The organism is Pseudomonas sp. NPDC089741, from assembly GCF_044748825.1.
In the GTDB taxonomy this organism is placed as follows: Bacteria; Pseudomonadota; Gammaproteobacteria; order Pseudomonadales; family Pseudomonadaceae; genus Aquipseudomonas; species Aquipseudomonas helmanticensis.
The window spans coordinates 37,732-58,926 of the sequence record NZ_JBIVGT010000014.1 but is presented as its reverse complement, the minus strand read 5'-3'; the positions used below and the strand labels follow the sequence as shown (position 1 = coordinate 58,926).

The 21,195-nt window shown below is 58.9% G+C and carries 22 protein-coding genes; 15 read left to right on the top strand and 7 right to left on the bottom strand.

Annotation, left to right across the window (positions count from 1 at the left end):
- Window positions 1–190: 190 nt before the first annotated feature.
- The 4 genes from uvrD (at window position 191) to ACIPZE_RS15675 (ending at window position 4,528) form a co-directional block, all read left to right on the top strand.
- Window positions 191–2,374 (top strand): DNA helicase II, encoded by a 2,184-nt coding sequence (gene uvrD / locus ACIPZE_RS15690; RefSeq protein ID WP_129386771.1) that lies wholly within the window; start codon window positions 191–193, stop codon window positions 2,372–2,374.
- A 115-nt stretch (window positions 2,375–2,489) separates the two neighbouring features.
- Window positions 2,490–2,930 (top strand): EamA family transporter, encoded by a 441-nt coding sequence (locus tag ACIPZE_RS15685; RefSeq protein ID WP_016984014.1) that lies wholly within the window; start codon window positions 2,490–2,492, stop codon window positions 2,928–2,930.
- Between the two features lie 176 nt (window positions 2,931–3,106).
- A complete protein-coding gene (locus ACIPZE_RS15680; RefSeq protein WP_283438270.1) occupies window positions 3,107–3,982 on the top strand; it encodes a Tim44 domain-containing protein in 876 nt (291 codons plus the stop codon).
- A gap of 138 nt (window positions 3,983–4,120) precedes the next feature.
- Window positions 4,121–4,528, top strand: coding sequence for an SMI1/KNR4 family protein (locus ACIPZE_RS15675; protein WP_008078852.1), 408 nt, complete (start codon window positions 4,121–4,123; stop codon window positions 4,526–4,528).
- A gap of 21 nt (window positions 4,529–4,549) precedes the next feature.
- On the opposite strand, the gene ACIPZE_RS15670 is transcribed toward ACIPZE_RS15675, so the two are convergent.
- Complete coding sequence (locus ACIPZE_RS15670; RefSeq protein ID WP_283438269.1) at window positions 4,550–6,313, bottom strand: cation:proton antiporter; 1,764 nt, start codon at window positions 6,311–6,313, stop codon at window positions 4,550–4,552.
- 279 nt (window positions 6,314–6,592) lie between these two features.
- Here ACIPZE_RS15670 and ACIPZE_RS15665 point away from each other — a divergent pair, with 279 nt between their 5' ends.
- The gene (locus ACIPZE_RS15665) at window positions 6,593–7,075 is read left to right on the top strand and encodes an acyl-CoA thioesterase (RefSeq protein WP_003229693.1); all 483 of its coding nucleotides are present in this window, start codon (window positions 6,593–6,595) and stop codon (window positions 7,073–7,075) included.
- A gap of 102 nt (window positions 7,076–7,177) precedes the next feature.
- Here ACIPZE_RS15665 and pdxY read toward each other — a convergent pair whose 3' ends face one another.
- Window positions 7,178–8,050: a pyridoxal kinase PdxY gene (pdxY, locus tag ACIPZE_RS15660; protein WP_129386783.1), complete on the bottom strand. Its 873-nt coding sequence runs from the start codon at window positions 8,048–8,050 to the stop codon at window positions 7,178–7,180.
- A gap of 117 nt (window positions 8,051–8,167) precedes the next feature.
- Between pdxY and ACIPZE_RS15655 the strand changes: the two genes are divergently transcribed.
- The gene (locus ACIPZE_RS15655) at window positions 8,168–8,581 is read left to right on the top strand and encodes a DUF3301 domain-containing protein (RefSeq protein WP_129386786.1); all 414 of its coding nucleotides are present in this window, start codon (window positions 8,168–8,170) and stop codon (window positions 8,579–8,581) included.
- 79 nt (window positions 8,582–8,660) lie between these two features.
- On the opposite strand, the gene ACIPZE_RS15650 is transcribed toward ACIPZE_RS15655, so the two are convergent.
- On the bottom strand, window positions 8,661–9,626 hold the full coding sequence (locus ACIPZE_RS15650) for a CobW family GTP-binding protein (protein ID WP_400773713.1): 966 nt from the start codon (window positions 9,624–9,626) through the stop codon (window positions 8,661–8,663).
- 29 nt (window positions 9,627–9,655) lie between these two features.
- Here ACIPZE_RS15650 and ACIPZE_RS15645 point away from each other — a divergent pair, with 29 nt between their 5' ends.
- Window positions 9,656–10,012 (top strand): NADH:ubiquinone oxidoreductase, encoded by a 357-nt coding sequence (locus tag ACIPZE_RS15645; RefSeq protein WP_129386792.1) that lies wholly within the window; start codon window positions 9,656–9,658, stop codon window positions 10,010–10,012.
- Window positions 10,013–10,026: 14 nt separating this feature from the next.
- Here ACIPZE_RS15645 and ACIPZE_RS15640 read toward each other — a convergent pair whose 3' ends face one another.
- Both ACIPZE_RS15640 and zigA read right to left on the bottom strand, forming a co-directional pair.
- A complete protein-coding gene (locus ACIPZE_RS15640) occupies window positions 10,027–10,671 on the bottom strand; it encodes a DUF1826 domain-containing protein (protein ID WP_400773711.1) in 645 nt (214 codons plus the stop codon).
- Entirely contained in the window at window positions 10,671–11,876 is a 1,206-nt protein-coding gene (gene zigA / locus ACIPZE_RS15635; RefSeq protein WP_400773708.1) for a zinc metallochaperone GTPase ZigA, read from the bottom strand. Before zigA ends, ACIPZE_RS15640 begins: the two co-directional genes overlap by 1 nt.
- Window positions 11,877–12,097: 221 nt before the next feature.
- Here zigA and ACIPZE_RS15630 point away from each other — a divergent pair, with 221 nt between their 5' ends.
- Window positions 12,098–12,475, top strand: coding sequence for a glutamine synthetase (locus tag ACIPZE_RS15630; RefSeq protein WP_283438265.1), 378 nt, complete (start codon window positions 12,098–12,100; stop codon window positions 12,473–12,475).
- Here ACIPZE_RS15630 and ACIPZE_RS15625 read toward each other — a convergent pair.
- Entirely contained in the window at window positions 12,472–13,674 is a 1,203-nt protein-coding gene (locus ACIPZE_RS15625; RefSeq protein WP_400773707.1) for an N-acetylmuramoyl-L-alanine amidase, read from the bottom strand. The genes ACIPZE_RS15630 and ACIPZE_RS15625 overlap by 4 nt on opposite strands.
- Before the next feature lie 84 nt (window positions 13,675–13,758).
- On the opposite strand from ACIPZE_RS15625, the gene folE2 reads away from it, so the two are divergent.
- The 6 genes from folE2 to ACIPZE_RS15595 are packed head-to-tail and all read left to right on the top strand — an operon-like array spanning window position 13,759 to window position 18,965.
- Window positions 13,759–14,655, top strand: a complete 897-nt coding sequence (gene folE2, locus ACIPZE_RS15620) for a GTP cyclohydrolase FolE2 (protein WP_283438263.1) — start codon at window positions 13,759–13,761, stop codon at window positions 14,653–14,655.
- Window positions 14,652–15,320 (top strand): metal ABC transporter ATP-binding protein, encoded by a 669-nt coding sequence (locus ACIPZE_RS15615; RefSeq protein ID WP_283438262.1) that lies wholly within the window; start codon window positions 14,652–14,654, stop codon window positions 15,318–15,320. Before folE2 ends, ACIPZE_RS15615 begins: the two co-directional genes overlap by 4 nt.
- Complete coding sequence (locus ACIPZE_RS15610) at window positions 15,320–16,186, top strand: metal ABC transporter permease (protein ID WP_129386812.1); 867 nt, start codon at window positions 15,320–15,322, stop codon at window positions 16,184–16,186. Before ACIPZE_RS15615 ends, ACIPZE_RS15610 begins: the two co-directional genes overlap by 1 nt.
- An 11-nt stretch (window positions 16,187–16,197) precedes the next feature.
- Entirely contained in the window at window positions 16,198–17,073 is an 876-nt protein-coding gene (locus tag ACIPZE_RS15605) for a metal ABC transporter substrate-binding protein (RefSeq protein ID WP_400773704.1), read from the top strand.
- Window positions 17,070–17,630 (top strand): carbonate dehydratase, encoded by a 561-nt coding sequence (locus tag ACIPZE_RS15600; RefSeq protein WP_283438260.1) that lies wholly within the window; start codon window positions 17,070–17,072, stop codon window positions 17,628–17,630. Before ACIPZE_RS15605 ends, ACIPZE_RS15600 begins: the two co-directional genes overlap by 4 nt.
- A gap of 3 nt (window positions 17,631–17,633) precedes the next feature.
- Window positions 17,634–18,965 carry a dihydroorotase gene (locus ACIPZE_RS15595; protein ID WP_283438259.1) on the top strand — a complete coding sequence of 444 codons (1,332 nt, stop codon included), beginning with the start codon at window positions 17,634–17,636 and terminating at the stop codon, window positions 18,963–18,965.
- 113 nt (window positions 18,966–19,078) lie between these two features.
- Here ACIPZE_RS15595 and ACIPZE_RS15590 read toward each other — a convergent pair whose 3' ends face one another.
- Window positions 19,079–19,597, bottom strand: coding sequence for a DUF3617 domain-containing protein (locus ACIPZE_RS15590; protein WP_034152149.1), 519 nt, complete (start codon window positions 19,595–19,597; stop codon window positions 19,079–19,081).
- A 131-nt stretch (window positions 19,598–19,728) separates the two neighbouring features.
- On the opposite strand from ACIPZE_RS15590, the gene cls reads away from it, so the two are divergent.
- Window positions 19,729–21,168: a cardiolipin synthase gene (gene cls, locus ACIPZE_RS15585; protein WP_283438258.1), complete on the top strand. Its 1,440-nt coding sequence runs from the start codon at window positions 19,729–19,731 to the stop codon at window positions 21,166–21,168.
- Window positions 21,169–21,195 lie beyond the last annotated feature (27 nt).

Here is a 21,195-nt window from a genome sequence, read left to right as displayed (position 1 = left end):
TCCCGTTGCCAAACTGCTCCAGATCATAATTTGCGCAAAACTTTTCCCCCCTCAGGCACCGCTGAAACCCGCAGAGCCAAGCGGGCCAACGCCTGTCGCCGGTGACCGACCGGTCGTCATCGACGGGAGTTTCATCGGCTAATGCAAAGCTCGGTTTGCCCGGGCCTGCGGCGCACCCTAGAATGCCCCGATGCGCGATGATCTCTCCCTTCTGCTGAACTCCCTCAACGATGCCCAACGCCAGGCCGTAGCAGCCCCCGTTGGCCGTCAGTTGGTCCTGGCCGGTGCTGGCTCCGGTAAAACCCGAGTGCTGGTGCACCGTATCGCCTGGTTGATCCAGGTCGAAAACGCCTCGCCCCACTCCATTCTGTCGGTGACCTTCACCAACAAGGCCGCTGCCGAGATGCGTCATCGCATCGAGCAGTTGCTGGGGATCAACCCGGCCGGCATGTGGGTCGGCACCTTCCACGGCCTCGCGCACCGCTTGTTGCGGGCGCACTGGCAGGAAGCGGGCTTGAGCCAGACATTCCAGATTCTCGACAGCGACGACCAGCAACGGCTGGTCAAGCGGGTGATCCGCGAGCTCGGTCTCGACGAGCAACGCTGGCCGGCGCGCCAGGCGCAATGGTTCATCAACGGGCAGAAAGACGAAGGTCTGCGTCCGCAACACATTCAGGCCAGCGGCGATCTGTACCTGGCGACCATGCGCGGCATCTACGAAGCCTACGAGGCTGCGTGTCTGCGTGCCGGCGTTATCGATTTCTCCGAATTGCTGCTGCGCGCCCTCGACCTGTGGCGCGATCACCCGGGCTTGCTGGCGCATTATCAAAAGCGCTTCCGCCATATTCTGGTGGACGAGTTCCAGGACACCAACGCCGTGCAGTACGCCTGGTTGCGTCTGCTCGGCAAGGGCGGCGACAGCCTGATGGTGGTGGGCGACGACGATCAGTCGATTTACGGCTGGCGCGGCGCGAAGATCGAGAACATTCATCAGTACTCGTCGGACTTCGCCGATTCGGTGACCATTCGTCTGGAGCAGAATTACCGCTCCACCGCCGGCATCCTCAAGGCAGCCAACGCCCTGATCGCCAACAACACCGGCCGCCTCGGTAAAGAGCTGTGGACCGACGGCGGCGACGGCGAAGCAATCAATCTGTACGCCGCGTTCAACGAACACGACGAAGCACGCTACGTTGTCGAAACCATCGAAAGCGCGCTGAAAACCGGCTTGGCGCGCAGCGATATCGCGATTCTGTACCGTTCCAACGCCCAATCACGCGTTCTGGAAGAAGCGTTGCTGCGTGAGCGTATTCCGTATCGAATCTATGGTGGTCAGCGCTTCTTCGAGCGTGCGGAAATCAAGAACGCCATGGCCTACCTGCGTTTGCTCGAAGGTCGCGGCAACGATGCAGCGCTGGAGCGAGTGATCAACGTCCCGGCCCGTGGCATCGGCGAGAAAACCGTCGAGGCGATTCGCGAGCACGCGCGCCACAGCGATGTGTCGATGTGGGAAGCGATGCGCCTGCTGGTCGCCAATAAAGGCCTGACCGGTCGTGCAGCGGGTGCGTTGGGCGCGTTTATCGAGCTGATCGAGAACCTCGCGGCCAAGTGCATGGAGATGCCGCTGCACTTGATGACGCAGACTGTCATCGAGCAATCCGGCCTCATTGCTTATCACGAAGCGGAAAAAGGCGAGAAAGGCCAGGCTCGGGTAGAAAACCTTGAGGAACTGGTCAGCGCTGCGCGCAACTTCGAGAACAACGAAGAAGACGAAGAGCTGACGCCACTGGCGGCATTTCTCGGCCACGCTTCACTGGAGGCCGGCGACACACAGGCCGACGAGCACGAAGACAGCATTCAGTTGATGACCCTGCACAGCGCCAAAGGTCTGGAATTCCCTTACGTGTTCCTCGTGGGCATGGAAGAAGGCTTGTTCCCGCACAAGATGAGCCTGGAAGAACCGGGCCGTCTTGAGGAAGAGCGGCGTCTGGCCTACGTCGGCATCACCCGGGCGATGCAGAATCTGGTGATGACCTATGCGGAAACCCGTCGCCTTTATGGCAGCGAAACCTACAACAAGGTCTCGCGTTTCGTACGCGAGGTACCGAAAGGCCTGATTCAGGAAGTGCGTTTGTCGAACAGCGTCAGCCGTCCGTTCGGCGGTAACCAGTCGATGAGCGGCAGCAACCTGTTCGCCGGCAGTGAAATTCCGGACACCGGTTTGAGCCTCGGTCAGGCGGTACGCCATTCGATCTTCGGCGACGGCGTGATCCTCAACTTCGAGGGTGCGGGTGCGCAGGCGCGGGTGCAGGTCAACTTCAGCGAAGGCAGCAAGTGGCTGATGCTCGGCTACGCCAAGCTGGAAGCTATCTAAAAGCGAAAAAAGATCGCAGCCTTCGGCAGCTCCTACAGGGGATTGTGTGTATCTGCAGGAGCTGCCGAAGGCTGCGATCTCTTGATCTAAACCCACCCGGAACAGGGCAGTGCAAATGGGCTCAGGCTTCTTTTCCTCCTGGACATTCTGGGCCTTGCTCTCGGCCACTTTCGCCGCATTGACGGCGATCTTCGCCAAAGTCGGCATCGAAAACGTCAATTCCGACTTCGCCACGCTGTTGCGCACCATCGTGGTACTGGTCAGCCTGGCCTTGATTTTGTACGCCACGGGCCAATATCAGTCATTGGGATCGATCTCCGCCAAGAGCTACCTGTTCCTGTTGTTGTCCGGACTGGGCACGGGCGCGTCGTGGCTGTGCTATTTCCGCGCGCTGAAAGTCGGCCCTGCTTCGCTGGTCGCACCGGTAGACAAGCTCAGCGTGGTGCTGGTGGCGGTGCTTGGCGTGATCCTGCTGGGTGAGAAACTCGACCTGCGGCAATGGGGCGGCATCGGCCTGATCACGGCCGGTGTGGTGATGCTGGCGTTTCGTCGCTAAGGCGAATTCGCACTGAACCTGTCCCACTTTCCTACAGCCAAAAGTACACAGCCTTATTGCCTCGACGAAGCTGAACGCAACCTGTCAGGCAAAAGCCCGAAACACTCTCTCGCTAGCCAGTAACACTTCAGCTGTGCAACATGGCGCGCGTGTCTCCACAAACGGGAATTCCCTTTATGAAACGTTTTCTTAGCATCGCCATGGCGTTGTGCATCGGCCTGACGATGAGCCTCGACGCCAACGCCAAGCGCTTTGGTGGTGGCAAAAGCGCCGGCGCTGCGCCGACGCACCAGACCAGCCAGATGGCTCCTTCCTCTCCAGGCATGGGCGGCGCTGCTGCGACCGCTGGTGCTGCCGGTGCCGCAGGCGCTGCGGCCAAGGCCGGCGGTGCTTCGAAATGGCTCGGCCCTCTGGCCGGCATCGCCGCTGGTGGCCTGCTTGCTTCGATGTTCATGGGCGGCGGCTTCCAGGGCATGCAGATCTTCGACATCCTGATCATGGCCGTGATCGCGTTCGTGATCTTCCGCTTCATCGCCGCTCGTCGACGCAAGCAGCAGGAGCAGTTCGCTCCGGCCGGCGCGCCGATGCAGCGTGAAGTGTTCGAGCAGAAGCCTGCGGCCATGGGTTCGATCTTCGGTGGTTCGGCGGCACCTGTTGCCGCCCGTCCGGTGATCAACGCACCGGCCTGGTTCAACGAGCAGAGCTTCCTTGAAGCCGCACGCAGCCACTTCCAGTCGCTGCAGCAGCACTGGGACGCCAACGAAATGGACAAGATCGCCGAGTTCGTCACCCCGCAAATGCTCGAGTTCCTCAAGCGTGAGCGTGCGGATCTGGGCGACGCGTTCCAATCGACCTACATCGACAACCTCCAGGTGCAACTGGATGGCGTCGATGACCGTGCCGACAAGACCATTGCCACCCTGACCTTCAACGGTGTGTCGAAGTCCTCGCGCTTCGACCAGGGCGAAGCGTTCAGCGAAAGCTGGAACATGGAACGTCCGCAGGGCGAGAACCAGCCTTGGCTGGTCGCCGGTATCCGCCAGAACGGCTGATCCCCTCGCGCGCTTAACTTGCTGTAATAAAAACCCCAGCCTCGGCTGGGGTTTTCTATTTCGCGGTTGCATCTATAGCGAGCTACTGTATAAACCGGCCCATATAAACCGCGCCATTCAAGCAAGAGGATCCCGGACGTGGAAGAAATCATCGAACAACTGCGTGAAGCCAACGAACCCGTGCCGGTTCCTTTGGAATTGCCTGACGAAGACCAACTGGTGGAAGTCGAAGAAGAACTCTTCATCAACATCCCGTTCGTCTTCAAAGAGTTTTTGCTGACCGTCAGCGACGTGGTTTACGGCAGCCTGGAGCCGGTGACCGTCACCGACCCGCAATCGCACACCTATCTGCCCGATGTCGCGGCCAATGCCTGGGACATCGGTGTACCGCGTGATCTGATTCCGATCTGTCAGGACGGCGAGAACTACTACTGCGTCGAAGAAGACGGCACCGTGGTGCTGTGGTCGGGCGAAGAAGAGCTGATCACCGAAGAATCCTGGGAATCGGTCTGGCACTGGGCGCGGGACGTCTGGCTGGAAAGCTGATCAGCCAGCCGCCCCGGCCGGTCAATGCCCCGACGACTCCTTGTGGTTGTCGAGGGTTTCCAGCAGCGCCACCTGCATCCGCGTGTGCACGCGGATGAACCAGCGCCAGAGCAGCGCCGCCACGGCGGCCGCCACCACGGCGATCAGCACCAGCAACTTGTTGGTCGGCAGAATACTGGCCGACAAGGCTGCCAGCAGCAGGAAAATCACCAGCAGCGAGAGAATCGGGATCACTTCGGAGATCACCCGACGCACTCGCTGCGTGTGCCGCCCGGCCATCTCCGGCTTCACGCCCATCTCTGCCAAGAGCATCGACAGCGCCTTGAGCTTTCGATAAGCGGCAATCAGGAACGGCAACGACAACAGCAACGCCCCGCCCCAGATCAACGCCTTCTGCCAGCTCGGATCGCTGATCCAGTCCTGCAGCCACAGCGAGATGCGTTCAGCGAAATAGGCCCCGGCGAAGAAGATCGCGATCACCAGCGCCAGGTTGACCCCGACCTGCAACAAGATCTTGCGGATGATCGACGCGAGCATCGCACCCTCGCCTTGCGGCTGAATGCTGCGCAGCCATTCGCCATACATGCCGAACACGCGACCGAGAGGCTTGGGCACGGCCGCTGACAACCTGATCGACAGCGGATCCGCCGCGCGAATCAGGTACGGCGTCAGCAGCGTGGTGATCACCGACACGGCCACGGCGACCGGATAAAGAAAGTTGCTGGTGACCTGCAGGGTCATGCCCAACGCGGCGATGATGAAGGAAAATTCGCCAATCTGTGACAGCCCCATCCCCACGCGCAGTGAGGTGCGTCCGTCATTGCCGGCGATAAAGGCCCCGAGGCCGCAGGACAACATCTTGCCGAGCACCACGGCGACGGTGATCACCGCGATCGGCCACGCGTATTCAAGAAGAATCATCGGGTCGAGCATCAGGCCGATGGCCACGAAGAAGATCGCACTGAACAGGTCGCGAACCGGCTCGATCAGCCGCTCGATTTTCAGCAACTGCCGCGACTCGGCCATGATCGCGCCGATCAGGAAGGCACCGAGAACCATGCTGTATTCGAGTTTGACCACCAGCAGGCAGAAGCCGAAACACAGGCCGAGCACGGTGATCAGCAGCATTTCGTTACTTTCGAATTTGGCCACGTAAGCCAACAAGCGCGGCACCAGCAGAATGCCGATGACCAGCGCGACGATCATGAACAGCGACAGCTTGCCGACCGTGGAAAATACCTCGCCGGAGCTGACCGTGCCGCTGACGGCGATGCTCGAGAGTAGCGCGATGATGCCGATGCCGAGGATGTCTTCGACGATCAGCACGCCGAAGATCAACTGCGCAAAGCGCTCATTTTTCATCTTCAGGTCATTGAGTGCTTTGACGATGATGGTGGTCGAGGAGATCGCCAGAATCGCGCCGAGGAACAGCGAGTCCATGGTGTTCCAGTCGAACCAGCGGCCAATTTCGTAGCCGATCCAGATCATCAGGACGATCTCGAGGAACGCCGCGATAAACGCCGTGGCGCCGACTTTGAACAGCTTGCGCAGGCTGAACTCAAGGCCCAGGCAGAACATCAGGAAAATCACCCCCAGCTCGGCGAGGGTCTTGATGGTTTCTTCGTCGTGGATCAAGCCGAACGGCGGTGTGTGCGGGCCGATGATGAAGCCGGCGACGATATAGCCGAGCACTACTGGCTGCTTGAAACGGTGAAACAACACGGTCACCACGCCTGCGACCAACATGATCACTGCCAGGTCCTGAATAAAACTGATGGCATGCATGGCGTGGGCTCCTTGAATGACGAGGCTCGCAGTCAGACGTCAGAAAAGTCTGAGCGAGCGAAGTAAAAATCCGCTTTTCGTGTGGGAATTGCCCTTGGGAGGGGCTTTTGCAGGTTAACACCGCGACTTGTGGCTGGAAGGCGGTGCAATATATGGAAACAGATCGATCGAGGCGTGACGGCGGCCAGTCGCCCGGCGTCCCGATAACGGTACTTTTGAAAAGTGACCAGGCACCCGCAGAGGTGCTTCCAGAAATCAGCCTTGATCCGTGAGAACGTTATGGAACCCGGAAACGCCCAGCTGTCGATGACGGTACTGATGACCCCCGACATGGCCAACTTCTCTGGCAATGTCCACGGCGGCACCCTGCTCAAATACCTCGACGAAGTGGCCTACGCCTGCGCGAGCCGTTATGCCGGCCGTTACGTGGTGACCCTGTCGGTGGATCAGGTGATTTTCCGCGAGCCGATCCATGTCGGCGAACTGGTGACTTTCCTCGCGTCGGTCAACTACACCGGCAATACCTCAATGGAAGTCGGCATCAAAGTCGTCACCGAAAATATCCGCGAACGCTCGGTGCGCCACACCAACAGCTGTTTCTTCACGATGGTGGCGGTAGATGACCAGCGCAAGCCGGCCGCCGTGCCGCCGCTGCAGCCGCAGAACAGTGAGGACAAGCGTCGCTATATGCAGGCGCAGCAACGTCGGCAGATTCGCCAAGAGCTGGAGAAGCGCTATCAGGAGATCAAGGGCGACGCCTGAGATCAAAAGCGAAAGATCGCAGCCTTCGGCAGCTCCTACAGGATTTTGCATTCCCATGCAGGAGCTGCCGCAGGCTGCGATCTTTTTTGAACGATAACGCGATTACAGACTTATCGCTGTAGCCTCGAACTTCACCCGCGGATGCGCAATCCGGTCCTGCGCGCGCACCAGCTGCAACTCATAACTGGCGCACGCCTGAGTCTCCAGCAGCACTTCATGCACCGCCGCCGCAGTGAATTCGAACGCCGCCACCAGGCTATCGCCCAGCAACACCCGCGCCAGGAACAGGCCGGACGTCAGATCGCCCACGCCCACCGGCTGACGCGGAAATGCCAGCAGCGGACGGCGCAGATGCCAGCTGCCTTCAGCCGTCACCAACAACATCTCGAAGCCATCCGCCGGTTTGCCCGGGTAATCCAGATGTTTGACCAACACCGCTTTCGGCCCACGCGCCAGCAACGCCCGCGCCATGGCCAGGCAATCGAACAACGACTGCGGCTTGCGTCCGGAAAAGCTGTCCAGCTCCAACTGGTTCGGACACATGATGTCCGCCACGGCCGCCGCCTCTTCCAGGAGGAAATCGCTGACCTCGGTCGGCACGCTGCAACCCTTCTCCGGATGGCCCATCACCGGATCACACAGATACAAGGCTTTCGGATTGACCGACTTGATGCGCGCGACGCCACTGAGAATCGCCCGGCCCTGCGCCGCGCTGCCAAGGTAACCGGACAGCACCGCATCGCAGTTGCCCAGCTCGCCAATCGCCGCGATGCCTTCGACCAGTTCGGGAATCTGCTGGGGCGCCAACACTTCGCCGGCCCACTGACCGTACTGCGTGTGATTAGAAAACTGCACGGTGTTCAGCGGCCAGACGTTGACCCCGACCCGCTGCATCGGAAAAACCGCAGCGCTGTTGCCGGCGTGGCCGAACACGACGTGGGACTGAATGGCGAGCAGATGAGGCGTACGTTTCATTCGGGACATTCCGTAAAACGATTGAAATTCAAGCCGCGCAGTATGCGACGAAACGCAGCCTGTACGACAGACCGGCGACGCAGTTAAGCTGGCACTATCTTTTGGAGTTTGATGTTGATGCTGACCCTCGAAAACATCTTCGTGCTGATGCTGTTCGCCGCTGCCGGGGCGTGGCTATGGCACAACCACGGCTTGCGCGAGCGAGCGCTGGAGCGGGTCAAACAGCATTGCCTGAACGTGCGTGTCGAGCTGCTCGATGGCAACGTTGCACTGAAGAAGATCGGTTTCATCAAGGACGCCAACGGGCGCCGACGACTGGCACGGGTGTACAACTTCGAATTCACCGTGACCGGCGAAACCCGGCATAACGGCACCATCACCCAGTTCGGCGCACACAGTGCGCAGATCGAGCTGGCGCCCTACCCGGCGCCGTTCGACGATACGCCACCGGTGGTTGAGGTGCACAGGCCACGGGCGGAAGTCATCGAGTTGAGTCAGTGGCGGCAGGAACATACGAAGTGGAAGCCCTGAAAAAGCAAAAGATCGCAGCCTTCGGCAGCTCCCACAGGGAATCCCATGTAGGAGCTGCCGCAGGCTGCGATCTTTTGATCTAATCCTCCCGACACCCCGACAACCCCCGCTGCAACTCATCGATGTTTTGCGCATCGACAAAGATCAGCTCGATCCGAGAATCCTTTCGCCATTCACTGGCCAGCCAAACCAACTCCGCACTATCCAGCGCATTCGCCGAAACCCAGCCATCCACGCTGTGTATAACCAGCTTCGCCCGCTGCCAAGTGAGGCTGCTCAGCCAGTCAGCAATGCGCTGCTTGTCGAACCTTTGCCCCGGATGCCAACGCCAACCAATGCTCCAGCCACCCTCCTGCGCCTGATTCAAGCAAATCGGCAACGTCGGATCACTCCAGACGGCTGGCATTTGTCCCAACCCTTTGGGCACAACCAGGTTATCCACACCGTTGAGCGCTATTGCAGCCAGACCCGGGAGTTCGCTCAGGGGTAGTTGCGCCTGCTGCGTCCAGATCAGTCGGACTGGAGGCAACCGACTGGTGATGTTTTGTCGAGCCTCTTCGTCAAGGTGTTCCGCCTTGTTCAGCAGCAGCAAACCTGCACTGAGCAACGCTTCCTGCTGCGCTGCCGGCAACGCTTTCCCCGCTGCAAGAGCCTGAGCATCCAGCACCAGCACACACGGCTGCACTGCTAACACACCCAACCACGGCGCCTCATTCAACTGTTTCAGCAATTGCGCCGGGTGCCCAAGCCCGGACGGCTCGATGAACAGCCGATCAGGCCTGGCCTTGCGCAACAAACGCCCGAGGCCAATCTGAAACGGTGCGCCATTGACGCAGCACAAACAGCCGCCGGCCACTTCGCCCAGTGCGATACCATCGGCATCGCTGGTCAGCAGCGCGGCGTCGAGGCCGATCTGACCGAACTCGTTGATCAGCACCGCCCAGCGCTCGCCGTCCGGTCGCTGCGCCATGAGCTGGCGAATCAGGCTGGTCTTGCCGGCGCCCAAAGGGCCAGCAATGACATGGGTAGGAATGTTCTGCAACATGGCCAGGAGCTTTCTTGGGAGATTCAAAGATGCGTTGGTTGGGATGGTCGTTGCTGTTGGCTTCGCTGTCGAGTGAAGTGTGGGCTCAGGCCTGCGTGGTGCACAGTCAGGGTGAACGGCTCGACGTAAAAGTCTGCCAGCAGAACCGCAATATCCCGCAGAAACTGTTCAGCGACGGTTTCTGCCAGCCGACCCTGGCCGGACAAAAAGTTGAGGTGCAGTACGTCGATCAGTGCCCGAGCGGTGCATTTGGCGTGTGCAGCAACGCGCAAGTCGCCAATATGCCTTATCGCCAGGACATCCACTATTACGGCGTCGCCACCGACGCGGCGTATTTGAAGCCGTATTGCGAAGGCCAGAGCCAAGGTTCGTGGCTCAAGCCTTGAGACGTCTATAGGCGTTAGCCGAGCCAGTCCAGGGTGAGTATCAGTCGACGTTCGCCTGCCGCCGGTTGCGGCGAGCGATGGATCAGACCGAAGCCTTCATTACCATGCCATTTCTCGCCTTTCAATAGAGCGACGTCGCCACTGTCGAGTTGCTCGATTTTCGCATACGGCTCGGCGTTGGCCTGCCCCAATTGCTGGCGGTCCATCGCACCTTCCTTGAGCCATTGGCTGCCAACGCCGGCGTACGTGGTGATCAGCCGCACCGGCACATGATCGACGTGAAAACGCGGGCACATGGCCTTATCGAGCACTCGCAGACGCAGGCCGATTCGCTTGGCTCCGAGTAAGCAGGCGAAGGCGCTGACCAGCCATTTCAAGTCGGCGATAAAACCTTCATAACCCGCGAGATCTCTGAACCCGCAAGCCAACCCGGTCAGATCAGGCTCGGCGTCTTCCTCCGGCAACTCCAGACACAATGATTCTGCCAAAGGCTCGTTCAGCGACAGCAGCAACTTGGCGAAATCGCTGATGTGCAATGGCAGTTGACGCTGCCAGACAGCCAGGTTGGTGTCGTCATGCAGAATTCGTGTCAGCGCTTTCGGCGTAGGGCCTTGATGCTGATGACGGGTGCGGTTTTGCTGCAGTTTGAGGGCGAGCATCAGGCAGCCTCTTCATGCCAAGGGCCGAACGGATCCGGCAGCGATCGCCAGCCCTCGACACCCTGGGTCATTTCGTCATCGGTGAGCAGGCAGGCATCCAGTTCATTGGAAAGTTGTAGGAAATCGATGTTCTGCCCGATGAATACCAACTCCTGACGACAATCTCCTACGCTCGGCGCCCAGTTTTCCATGATGGCCGCGGTGCTTTCCTGATCCTCTGGCCACTGGTTTTTCGGCACGAAACGCCACCAGCGACCAGCAAAACCGTGACGCATCAAACCGCCGGCCTGCGACCAGCTACCGGCGTCTGTAGGTTTGCTCGCCAACCAGAAAAAACCTTTGGAGCGGAGCAATTTGCCGTTCAGCCACGGACGGTCGATGAAGTTGAAGAAGCGTTGCGGGTGAAACGGTCGGCGCGCGCGATAGGCCGTCGATGCGATGCCGTATTCGTCGGTTTCCGGCACATGTTCACCGCGTAACTCTTGCAGCCAGCCCGGTGCCTGGGCGGCTTTATCGAAGTCGAATCGCCCGGTGTTAAGGATCTTCTCCAATGGCACCTCGCCCATCACCATCGGGATGATTTCGGCGTGGGCATTAAGGCGTTTGAGGATGGCGATCAACTCCTCACGTTCGGGCTGGCTAATCAGGTCGATCTTGCTGATCAACAGTACGTCAGCGAACTCGATTTGTTCGATCAACAGATCGGTGATCGAACGTTCGTCTTCCTCGCCGAGGATTTCGCCACGGGACGCGAGGCTTTCGGCCGCCTGGTAGTCCGGTAGAAAATTCACCCCGTCGACCACAGTGACCATGGTGTCGAGCCGAGCGATGTCAGAGAGACTCTGCCCGTGCTCATCGCGGAAGGTGAAGGTTTCTGCGACCGGTAGCGGCTCGGAGATTCCGGTGGACTCGATCAGCAAATAATCGAAGCGGCCCTCTCGAGCGAGTTTGCTGACTTCCTCAAGCAAGTCTTCACGTAACGTACAGCAGATACAGCCGTTGCTCATCTCGACAATTTTTTCTTCTGCGCGATTAAGGCTGACATCACGCTGGACTTCGCTGCCATCGATGTTGATCTCGCTCATATCATTGACGATGACTGCTACGCGCAAACCCTTGCGATTACGTAGTACGTAATTTAAAAGCGTACTTTTTCCAGCACCAAGAAATCCTGAAAGTACGGTGACGGGCAATTCGGCTGACATTGGATAATCCTCATGGAACGCAGCCGATTGACGCTTTTGTCAGCGCATGGCGTTTTGGTGCTTCATGCGAGGGGTTCGCTGAAGATAAACGCTTGAAATCGGCCCGCTTAGGCTCAGTTTCTATTTATGTTATAGTATAACAATATAAATAGACCAGCCCCACTCTTGTCCTGAGCGACAAAGAGCAGGAAGCTGACTTTCTGCAATACTTGGAAAACCCCATGAGAAACGCGTTGAAATGCACGTTGTTGAGCCTTGGTTTTTTGGTCGTCGGGCATGCCTCAGCGCAGTTACCAGCGCTCGCGAGCTGCACTCGTAGTGCGAATCTGCTGGCGTGCGTCGATGCCGATGGCAACGCTTACAGCGTCAACACTGTCGGCAGCACGCTGTATCTGCGTGGATTTGAAAGAAATGGCCAGCGTTATTGGGCACAGACCAACAGCCGTTTCGGGCAGCTGACGTTTTTCACTGGCATCGCTTCTGATGGAGAAGCCTGGGTGGGATACACCCGGCGTGTCGGCTGGACGACCATCAATCGCTTCTCCAGCTCTGGTGGAAGCAGTGCAAAGTTCACTTGCAGCCGGATTACTGGCTGCTAGACCTGCGCTTTGCGCTGTTCTTGCTGCCAGGCAAGGTAGCTGTCGATCGGCGGATTCTTTTCAAAGTAGCGCTTTAAACCTTCGAATAAACCGTTCGCTACCGCTTGTTGATGTCGCGCCGTCACTAGCCGCTGACTGTCGCGCGCATTGGAAATGAAGCCTGTTTCCACCAGGATCGAGGGCACATCTGGCGATTTCAGCACTGCAAAACCCGCCTGTTCCACGCGCTTCTGATGCAGCGTGGTGATGCCGGCAAGGCTGCCCAGCACCGTGCTGCCGAGCTGCAAACTGGCGGCAATCGTCGCATTCATCGACATGTCGAGAATCACCCCGGCGAGCATCGGATCCTTATCCTTCAGATTAAGCAGACTGGTGGCGCCGAGCAGATCCGCACCATTCTCTCGCTGCGCCATGAAACGAGCCGTCGCCGAGGTTGCACCACCTTCAGACAGGCAATACACCGAGGCGCCAGAAGCCGTCAGCCGTGGTGCCGCATCGGCATGCACCGAGATAAACATGTCGGCTTTGTGCTGACGGGCGATCTCTACGCGCTTGCGTAATGGAACGAAAAAATCGTCGTTACGCACCAGCTTCACATCAAAGCCGTTCTCTTTTTTCAGGCGTTTGGCGAGTAATTGAGCGATGGACAGCACCACATCTTTTTCACGCTCACCCTTGGCGCCGACTGCTCCGGGATCCTTTCCGCCATGCCCTGGATCCACTACTACGATGATGTCGCGTTTCGGATGCGTGCTAATTTTGGGTGTTTCACGTGGAACCATTGGCACCATTGACGCCGTTTTCGCACTGACCAAATCCATCACCAGACGATGACTCTGGCCATCTTGAGGCGCTAAAAGAAAGCTGTTCAGCAGTACCGGGCCGTTCAGATCGAGAACGATACGCGTATCACCTCGACCAAAAAGTCCGGATCGAATCGAACGGATCACCGTTCCACTCAACGCCAATTGGCTGAAGTCACCGCTCAAATCTGCACCCGCCACATCAATAATCAGTCGATCTGGAGCACTGAGAGCGAAGGTTTTGTAGCGCACCGGCCCACTTAAATCGAAGACCAATCGCAGCTTCTCATCAGACCGCCAGAGTCGCGCGCTGCGAATCTGCGTGGCCGAAGCACTGAAAGGAAGGGCGAAGGCCGCGCTGGCCAGAATCAGATTAAGCAGATGGCGTCTGTGCATATGAAAGCCTGTTCATGAAAAAGGCGTCGTGATTTGTATTGTTATAATGTAACATCTAATTTAATCAACACGATGGTTCCGAACATGAATTCGCTGACACTTCCGGATATCGCCGCGCAGTCGGCTCGCCAAGCCTTGCCACTCGAATGGGTGGGGATGCGCGGCATCGCTTTACCAATCTTGTTGGAAGGTCAACGCTTGAGTGCGAAGGCGGATGCCGGGGTGAGTCTTGATGACGGCGAGGCTCGTGGGATTCATATGTCGCGGCTCTATCTGGCTCTGGAAGCGCTCGAACAAGAGAGCCTTTCTCCTGCCCTGATGCACCAGGTTCTAACGCGTTTTCTGCAAAGCCACGAAGGGTTGTCCAACCGGGCCTATCTGAATATCCACACCGATTTGCTGTTGAAACGTCCCGCGCTGATCAGTCCATTGGCCGGTTGGAAGTCCTATCCGGCAACGATTTCAGCAAGCCTGAAGAACAAGATGTTCCACGTGGAACTTAAAATTGAAGTGCCCTACTCCTCAACATGCCCCTGCTCCGCAGCGTTAGCACGACAGTTGATCCAGCAACAATTCATCGACGACTTCGCCAACAAAGCCCTCCAGCACGCAGACGTTTTGGCATGGCTCGGCTCCAGCCAAGGCATCGTCGCCACACCGCACAGCCAACGCAGCACGGCACAACTGCATCTTCACCTCGACGAGTTCGTTGATGAATTGCCCCTTAGTGTCATCATCAACGACGCCGAAACCGCCCTCGGTACCGCCGTGCAAACCGCAGTAAAACGTGCAGACGAACAAGCCTTTGCCCTCGCCAACGGCCAAAACCTGATGTTTTGTGAAGACGCCGCGCGCCGACTGAATCTCGCTCTTCGCCGAACACCTGGCGTTAACCAGTTCCACCTCCGCGTGATTCACGCTGAAAGTTTGCATGCCCATGACGCCGTCGCCGAAAGCCACTGGCAGCGTGAGCAAGCATGATCCGCTGCCAATCCCTGAGTTGGGGCGCTCCCGGCCAACCGCTGACCGCACCGCTGAATCTAGAACTTGATAACGGCAGCCTGACAGCGATCATCGGTGCCAACGGCTGTGGCAAGAGCAGCCTGCTAAAAGTCATTGCCGGATTGCAGAAGCCTTTGGCGGGTAACGTCGCCCTCAGTGTTCCACGTCAAAGCGGACTGTCCTTCCTCCCCCAACAACAGCACCTCGACCGTCAGTTCCCCATCAGCCTGGAAGAACTGATCGCGGCAGGATTTTGGGGCCGCCGACTTTCAACCCAGCTGCGCGCGCAACGCCTCAAAGATGCACTGGAAAACTGGCACCTGAGCGGACTGGAAAAGCGTCCACTCATGGCCCTCTCTGGCGGTGAATTACAGCGCGCCCTACTCGCCCGATTGAGCCTGACCGACGCCCCCGTCCTACTCCTCGACGAACCCCACGCCGCGCTCGATGAACTGGGTCAACAGCTACTTTGGCAACACCTGCATGCCTGGCATGGCGAAGGTCGAACGCTGGTCGTGGTTTGCCATGACCTCGCCGCCGTACGCCAGCACATCCCGCAGACTTTGCTGATCAAAAACAGCCAGTGCGTATTCGGCACCAGCGCTGAGCTGATCCAGCAAACACCTCATACACAGGTGGCCTGATGCTCACCGTCGCCCACTTATGGCAACCGTTCAATGAGTTCGTGTTCATGCGCAGGGCCTTGCTCGGCGGTCTGGTATTGGCCTGCAGCACAGCACCACTCGGTGTGTTTTTGATCCTGCGACGGATGAGTCTGATCGGTGACGCGGTGGCCCACGGCATCCTCCCCGGCGCGGCTTTAGGCTTCTGGTTTGCTGGGCTGAGTTTGCCCGCACTGACACTGGGAGGTTTGGGCGCGGGTCTGAGCATGGCCGGCCTCGCGGCCTGGATTACCCGTCGTACCGGCCTGCGCGAGGACGCCAGCCTCGCCGCGATTTATCCAATCTCGCTCGCCAGTGGCGTGCTGATTCTCGGCGTCGCCGGCAAACGCCTCGATTTGCTTCACCTGTTGTTCGGCTCGGCTTTGGCGGTCGACGGCCCGACCCTCACCGGCATGTTGTGGGTCTCTGGATTCAGCCTGATCGCCATGGCGTTGATCTACCAACCGCTGTTGCTCGACACCCTCGACCCGCTGTTCCTGAGAACCGTCAGTCGTCTCGGACCACTCGCCCACGGCGTATTCCTGACCCTGGTGGTGCTCAACCTGGTGATCGGCTTTCAGGCCATCGGTGCGCTGATGGTGGTCGGACTGATGATGCTCCCCGCCGCAGCGTCGCGATTCTGGAGTCGCCGTCTGCCGATCCTGATTGCCACCGCCGCCGTGATCGGCTGCCTCTCGGTGTGGTTCGGTTTGTTGCTGTCGTTCTATTACTCGCTGCCAAGCGGCCCGGCCATCGTGCTGGTCGCAGGCGTCGGTTACCTGTTGTCGGTGGTGTTCGGGCCGGTTCACGGTCTGCTACGCCGCCCGCCTTTGCTCACATCCCAATGAGGTGTCTCCCGATGCGCGCTCTACTCGTGTTGTTCAGCTTGCTGCTGTCGATGTCGTTATCGGCAGCGGAGAAATTGCCGGTGGTGACCAGTTTCAGCATCCTCGCCGACATGGTCCATCAGGTCGGTGGCGAGCATATCCAGATCACCAACATGGTCGGCCCCGACGCCGATGCACACACCTACGAGCCGACACCGGATGACGCCAAAGCGCTACTCAACGCCAAGTTGATCATCAAGAACGGCCTCGGTTTCGAGCCGTGGCTGGATCGACTGGTGACCAGCACCGAGACCAAAGCGACCGTCATCAGTGCCAGTCACGGCGTGATTCCGCGCTCGCTGGATGAAGACGGCGAAACCGTTCCCGATCCGCACGCCTGGCACAATCTGGCGAACACCGAGTTGTACATCGCCAACATCACCAAGGCGTTGATCGCTGCCGACCCGGCGAACAAAACCGACTACGAACGCAACAGCAAAACCTATTTGAAGCAGATCTACGCCCTGCTCACCGAAGCCAAAACCAAACTCGGTTCACTGCCACCGGGCAATCGCAAGATCGTTACCAGCCACGATGCTTTCGGTTATCTCGGTCAGGCCTACGGCATCGACTTTATGGCGCCACAGGGTTTGTCCACTGAGCGCGAGCCGTCGGCCGCCGAAGTTGCCGCGCTGATTACCCAGATCCGTCAGGCCAAGGTCAAAGCGGTGTTCATGGAAAACATCAAGGATGCGCGCTTGCTCAAGCAGATCGCCGACGAAAGCGGCGCGCACATCGGTGGCACGTTGTACTCCGATGCCCTCGCTGCGAGCGGCGCGGCCAGCACTTTCACCGGCCTGTTCGAATACAACCTCAACACCCTTTACGACGCGCTGAGCCGACCATGATCCGCAAAAATCCTTCAGGTGATTTACCGCAGATCGCCGAGTCGGCCTACGTCGATAAAACGGCAATCATCTGCGGCAAAGTGGTGATCGGCGAGAACGTCTTCGTTGGTCCTTATGCGGTGATCCGTGCCGACGAAGTGGACGCCTCGGGTGAGATGGAGCCGATCACCATCGGCGCCAATTCGAACATCCAGGACGGCGTGGTGATCCACTCGAAATCCGGCGCGGCGGTGACCATCGGCGAATTCAGTTCCATCGCCCACCGCTCGATCGTGCATGGCCCGTGCATGGTTGGCGACCGCGTATTCATCGGTTTCAACAGCGTGTTGTTTAACTGCGTGGTCGGCAACGGCTGCGTGGTGCGGCACAACTCGGTGGTCGATGGGCGGGATTTGCCCGACGCCTTCTACGTGCCCTCCACCACGCGCATCGGCCCGAATACCGACCTCTCGTTATTTCCGCCAGTGAGCGTCAGCGCCTCGGAGTTTTCCGAGGATGTGGCGCGCACCAACGTCGATCTGGTGCGCGGCTACAAAGCCTTGCAGAACGAGTTCTGAACCATGAGCAGCGTGCTGATTCGCAACGCCAGACTGGTTAACGAGGGACGCGAGTTTGATGCTGATCTGTTGGTCGGCAACGGCCGCATCGTCAAGATTGCGCGCAGCATCGACGACGAAAACGCCACGGTAGAAATCGACGCGAACGGCCAGTGGCTGCTACCGGGAATGATCGATGATCAGGTGCACTTCCGTGAACCCGGTGCGCCGACCAAGGGTAGTCTCTATACCGAGTCTCGCGCGGCTGTCGCCGGCGGCATCACCAGCTTCATGGACATGCCCAACACCAATCCGGCCACCCTCACCCTCGAAGCGCTGGCAGATAAAAAGCGTCGGGCGGCGCTCACCTCGGTGGCCAATTATGGTTTTCACTTTGGCGTGAGCCGGGACAATCTCGACACGGTCGCCGCACTCAATCCGTCTGAAGTGGCAGGAGTGAAAGTGTTCATGGGCGCGTCCACCGGCAACATGCTGGTCGATGATCCGCTGATCCTCGAGCGACTGTTCGCCGAGGTGCCGACGATCCTGTTGGCCCACTGCGAACACACGCCAAGTATCGACGCCAATGCGGCCAACTTGCGTGAACTGTTCGGGGAGCAAATCCCGCCCGCCGCTCACCCCCTTATTCGCAATGCCGAGGCGTGTTATCGATCCTCTTCACTGGCGGTGGAACTGGCGAAACGTCACGGTACACGTCTGCATGTTTTGCACCTGACCACGGCGCGTGAACTGGCGTTGTTCGAGGACAAACTGTTAGCGCAGAAACGCATCACCGCTGAAGTCTGTCTGCATCATTTGTTGTTCGATGATCAGGATTACCCAAGCCTCGGCAACCTGATCAAGTGCAACCCGGCGATCAAGACCCAGGCCGATCGCGATGCGTTACGCGAAGCAGTGAACAGCAATCGGCTCGACGTGATCGGCAGCGATCACGCGCCGCACACGTGGGCAGAAAAACAGCAGCCTTACGCGCGGGCTCCTTCGGGATTGCCATTGGTGCAGCATGCGTTTCCGGCATTGATGGAACTGGTCGCGGATGGCGTTCTGCCGATATCCACGCTGGTGGCGAAGACCAGCCATCGCGTCGCGGATCTGTTCGCGATTCCGGATCGTGGGTATTTACGAGAGGGGTATTGGGCGGATCTGGTATTGGTTAAGCCGCAGGCACTGGCAGTAAATCGGCAACCGATTCTGTCGCAGTGCGGATGGACGCCGTTTGCCGGGCGCAGCTTTCGCCATCAAGTGAGTACGACGATTGTCTCGGGGCAGATTGCCTGGCGCGAGGGACGGGTGAACGAGGGATGTCGGGGTCTGGCGCTACGATTCATGCGCTGATTCAAAAACCCTATAGGAGCCGACGAGTGAAACGAGGCTGCGATCTTTTGATCTTGTTTTTGACAATCAAGATCAAAGGATCGCAGCGTGCCGCAGCTCCTACAGGGGTCGCATTAAGCGCGGGGTTTCACAGCGCCGCAATCCTGGCCCAGCCACACCGCGCGGGTTTCCAGGCTGCCCTTCTGGTTGATCCCGATCGCGTTGAATGTGCCGTTGGCCACCGTGGTGAACTCGCGATCACTGAGGAACGTCGCCACACCGGTGCCCTGCGCTTTCGGGCAACTGAAGCGGAATTTCCACTGGTTGCCAGTGCGGTCGGTGATCTGCTGCTTGCAGCCCGACTGCGGGTCAGCCAGCGGAATATCATTGGTCGCGACCTGCTCCGGGGTCAGGCAGGCACGAATGCCTTTGCCGCCGATGTTGATCCCGTTCTTCTCCAGCGCTGCGCGCTGTTGCGGCGTCATCTGCCCTTGCAGCTGGCCGAGGATCGATTGCACATCCATCGGCTGGTCATCGACCTTGACGTTGCTCGATGTCATTTCCCACAGCCCCGGCTGCAGCATCTGCGCCTGCGCAACCACCGGCAATGCCAAACCCAGGCCCAGCGCCAAACCCAGCAGACGAACGTTCATCGAAAAACTCCTGATCAGTAGTGGCCGTTAGACGTCGGCCGATTGCTTCGGTTCATGCACCAATTAAATAGCGACATTCACCACAGAACATGGTCTTTTAAGCATTGAATCTTCCGGAGCAAGGCTGCCCCATGGATTATTTTGGACCGCACATTTTCGGTTATCTGATCGCCTTGATACACACCCTCGGTTTGATCGCCGCGATTCACGCGGTGCTCACCGTGCGCACGGCTCAAGGCTCGATCGCCTGGGCATTGTCGCTGATCTTCATTCCCTACCTCACGCTTATTCCGTATCTGGTGTTCGGCCGCAGCACCTTCGATGGTTACATCAAGGCGCGGCGTCAGGCCAACGAACAGATGCGCCAGGCGATCTCCGAACTGAACTGGCGCCCATGGGTGGAAGAAGCACTGACGGCACGGGCGTCGAACGCCTACGCGTCATTGCGGGCGATGCCCAAACTCGGTCGCATGCCGTGCCTGGCGAACAATGAAGTGCAGTTGCTGGTAAACGGTACAGCCACTTTCGACTCGATCTTTGATGCTATCGATCAGGCCAAAGAGGCCGTGCTGATCCAGTTTTTCATCATCCACGATGACCGGCTCGGCCAGCGCCTGCGCGATCTGCTGCTAAAGAAAGCCGCCGAAGGCGTGGCGATTCACCTGCTTTACGATCGCATCGGTAGCCACGCTCTGCCCCACAGTTACGTACAGGCGCTGCGCGATGCTGGTGTCGAGGTCAAAGCCTTCGCCACGCGCAGCGGCTGGCTCAATCGCTTTCAGGTCAACTTCCGTAACCACCGCAAAATCGTTGTTGTCGATGGCGTGGTCGGGTTCGTCGGCGGGCACAACGTTGGCGATGAATACATGGGCGAAAAACCACCCCTGGCGCCGTGGCGCGATACCCACGTCAAAGTACGCGGCCCGGTGGTGGCGTGCATGCAGGAATCCTTTGCCGAAGACTGGTTCTGGGCCGCACGCACCCTGCCGCCGCTGATCCTGCCGGATGAATACCCCGAAGACGGCGTGCTCTGCCAACTGCTCGCCAGCGGCCCGGCCGATGCCTACGAAACCTGCTCGCTGTTCTTCGTCGAAGCGATCCATGCGGCGACCGAACGGGTGTGGATCACCAGTCCGTATTTCATTCCCGATGAAGCGGTTTTCGCAGCGTTAAGACTAGCGGTGTTGCGCGGTGTCGATGTGCGTTTGCTGCTGCCTTCGCGCCCCGATCACCGCATCGTCTACGCCGCTTCCAGCCTGTATGCCTTTGAAGCCGTCCGCGCCGGCGTGCGGGTGTTCCGCTACCGGCCCGGTTTCCTGCATCAGAAAGTCGTGTTGATCGACAGCGAGATCAGCGCGATCGGCAGCGCCAATCTGGACAACCGCTCGTTCCGGCTGAATTTCGAAGTGATGTTGCTGACCGTCGACAGTGCCTTTGCCGCTACCGTGGAACAGATGCTCAACGATGACTTTGCGCTGGCCGACGAAGTCGCCAAAGAAGAAAGCCGGGAGATCCACCGCCTGCAACAAGTCGGCATGCGGATCGCCCGGCTGATTTCGCCGATCCTATGAATCCCTCTCTCAAAGGAGAGGGAATAG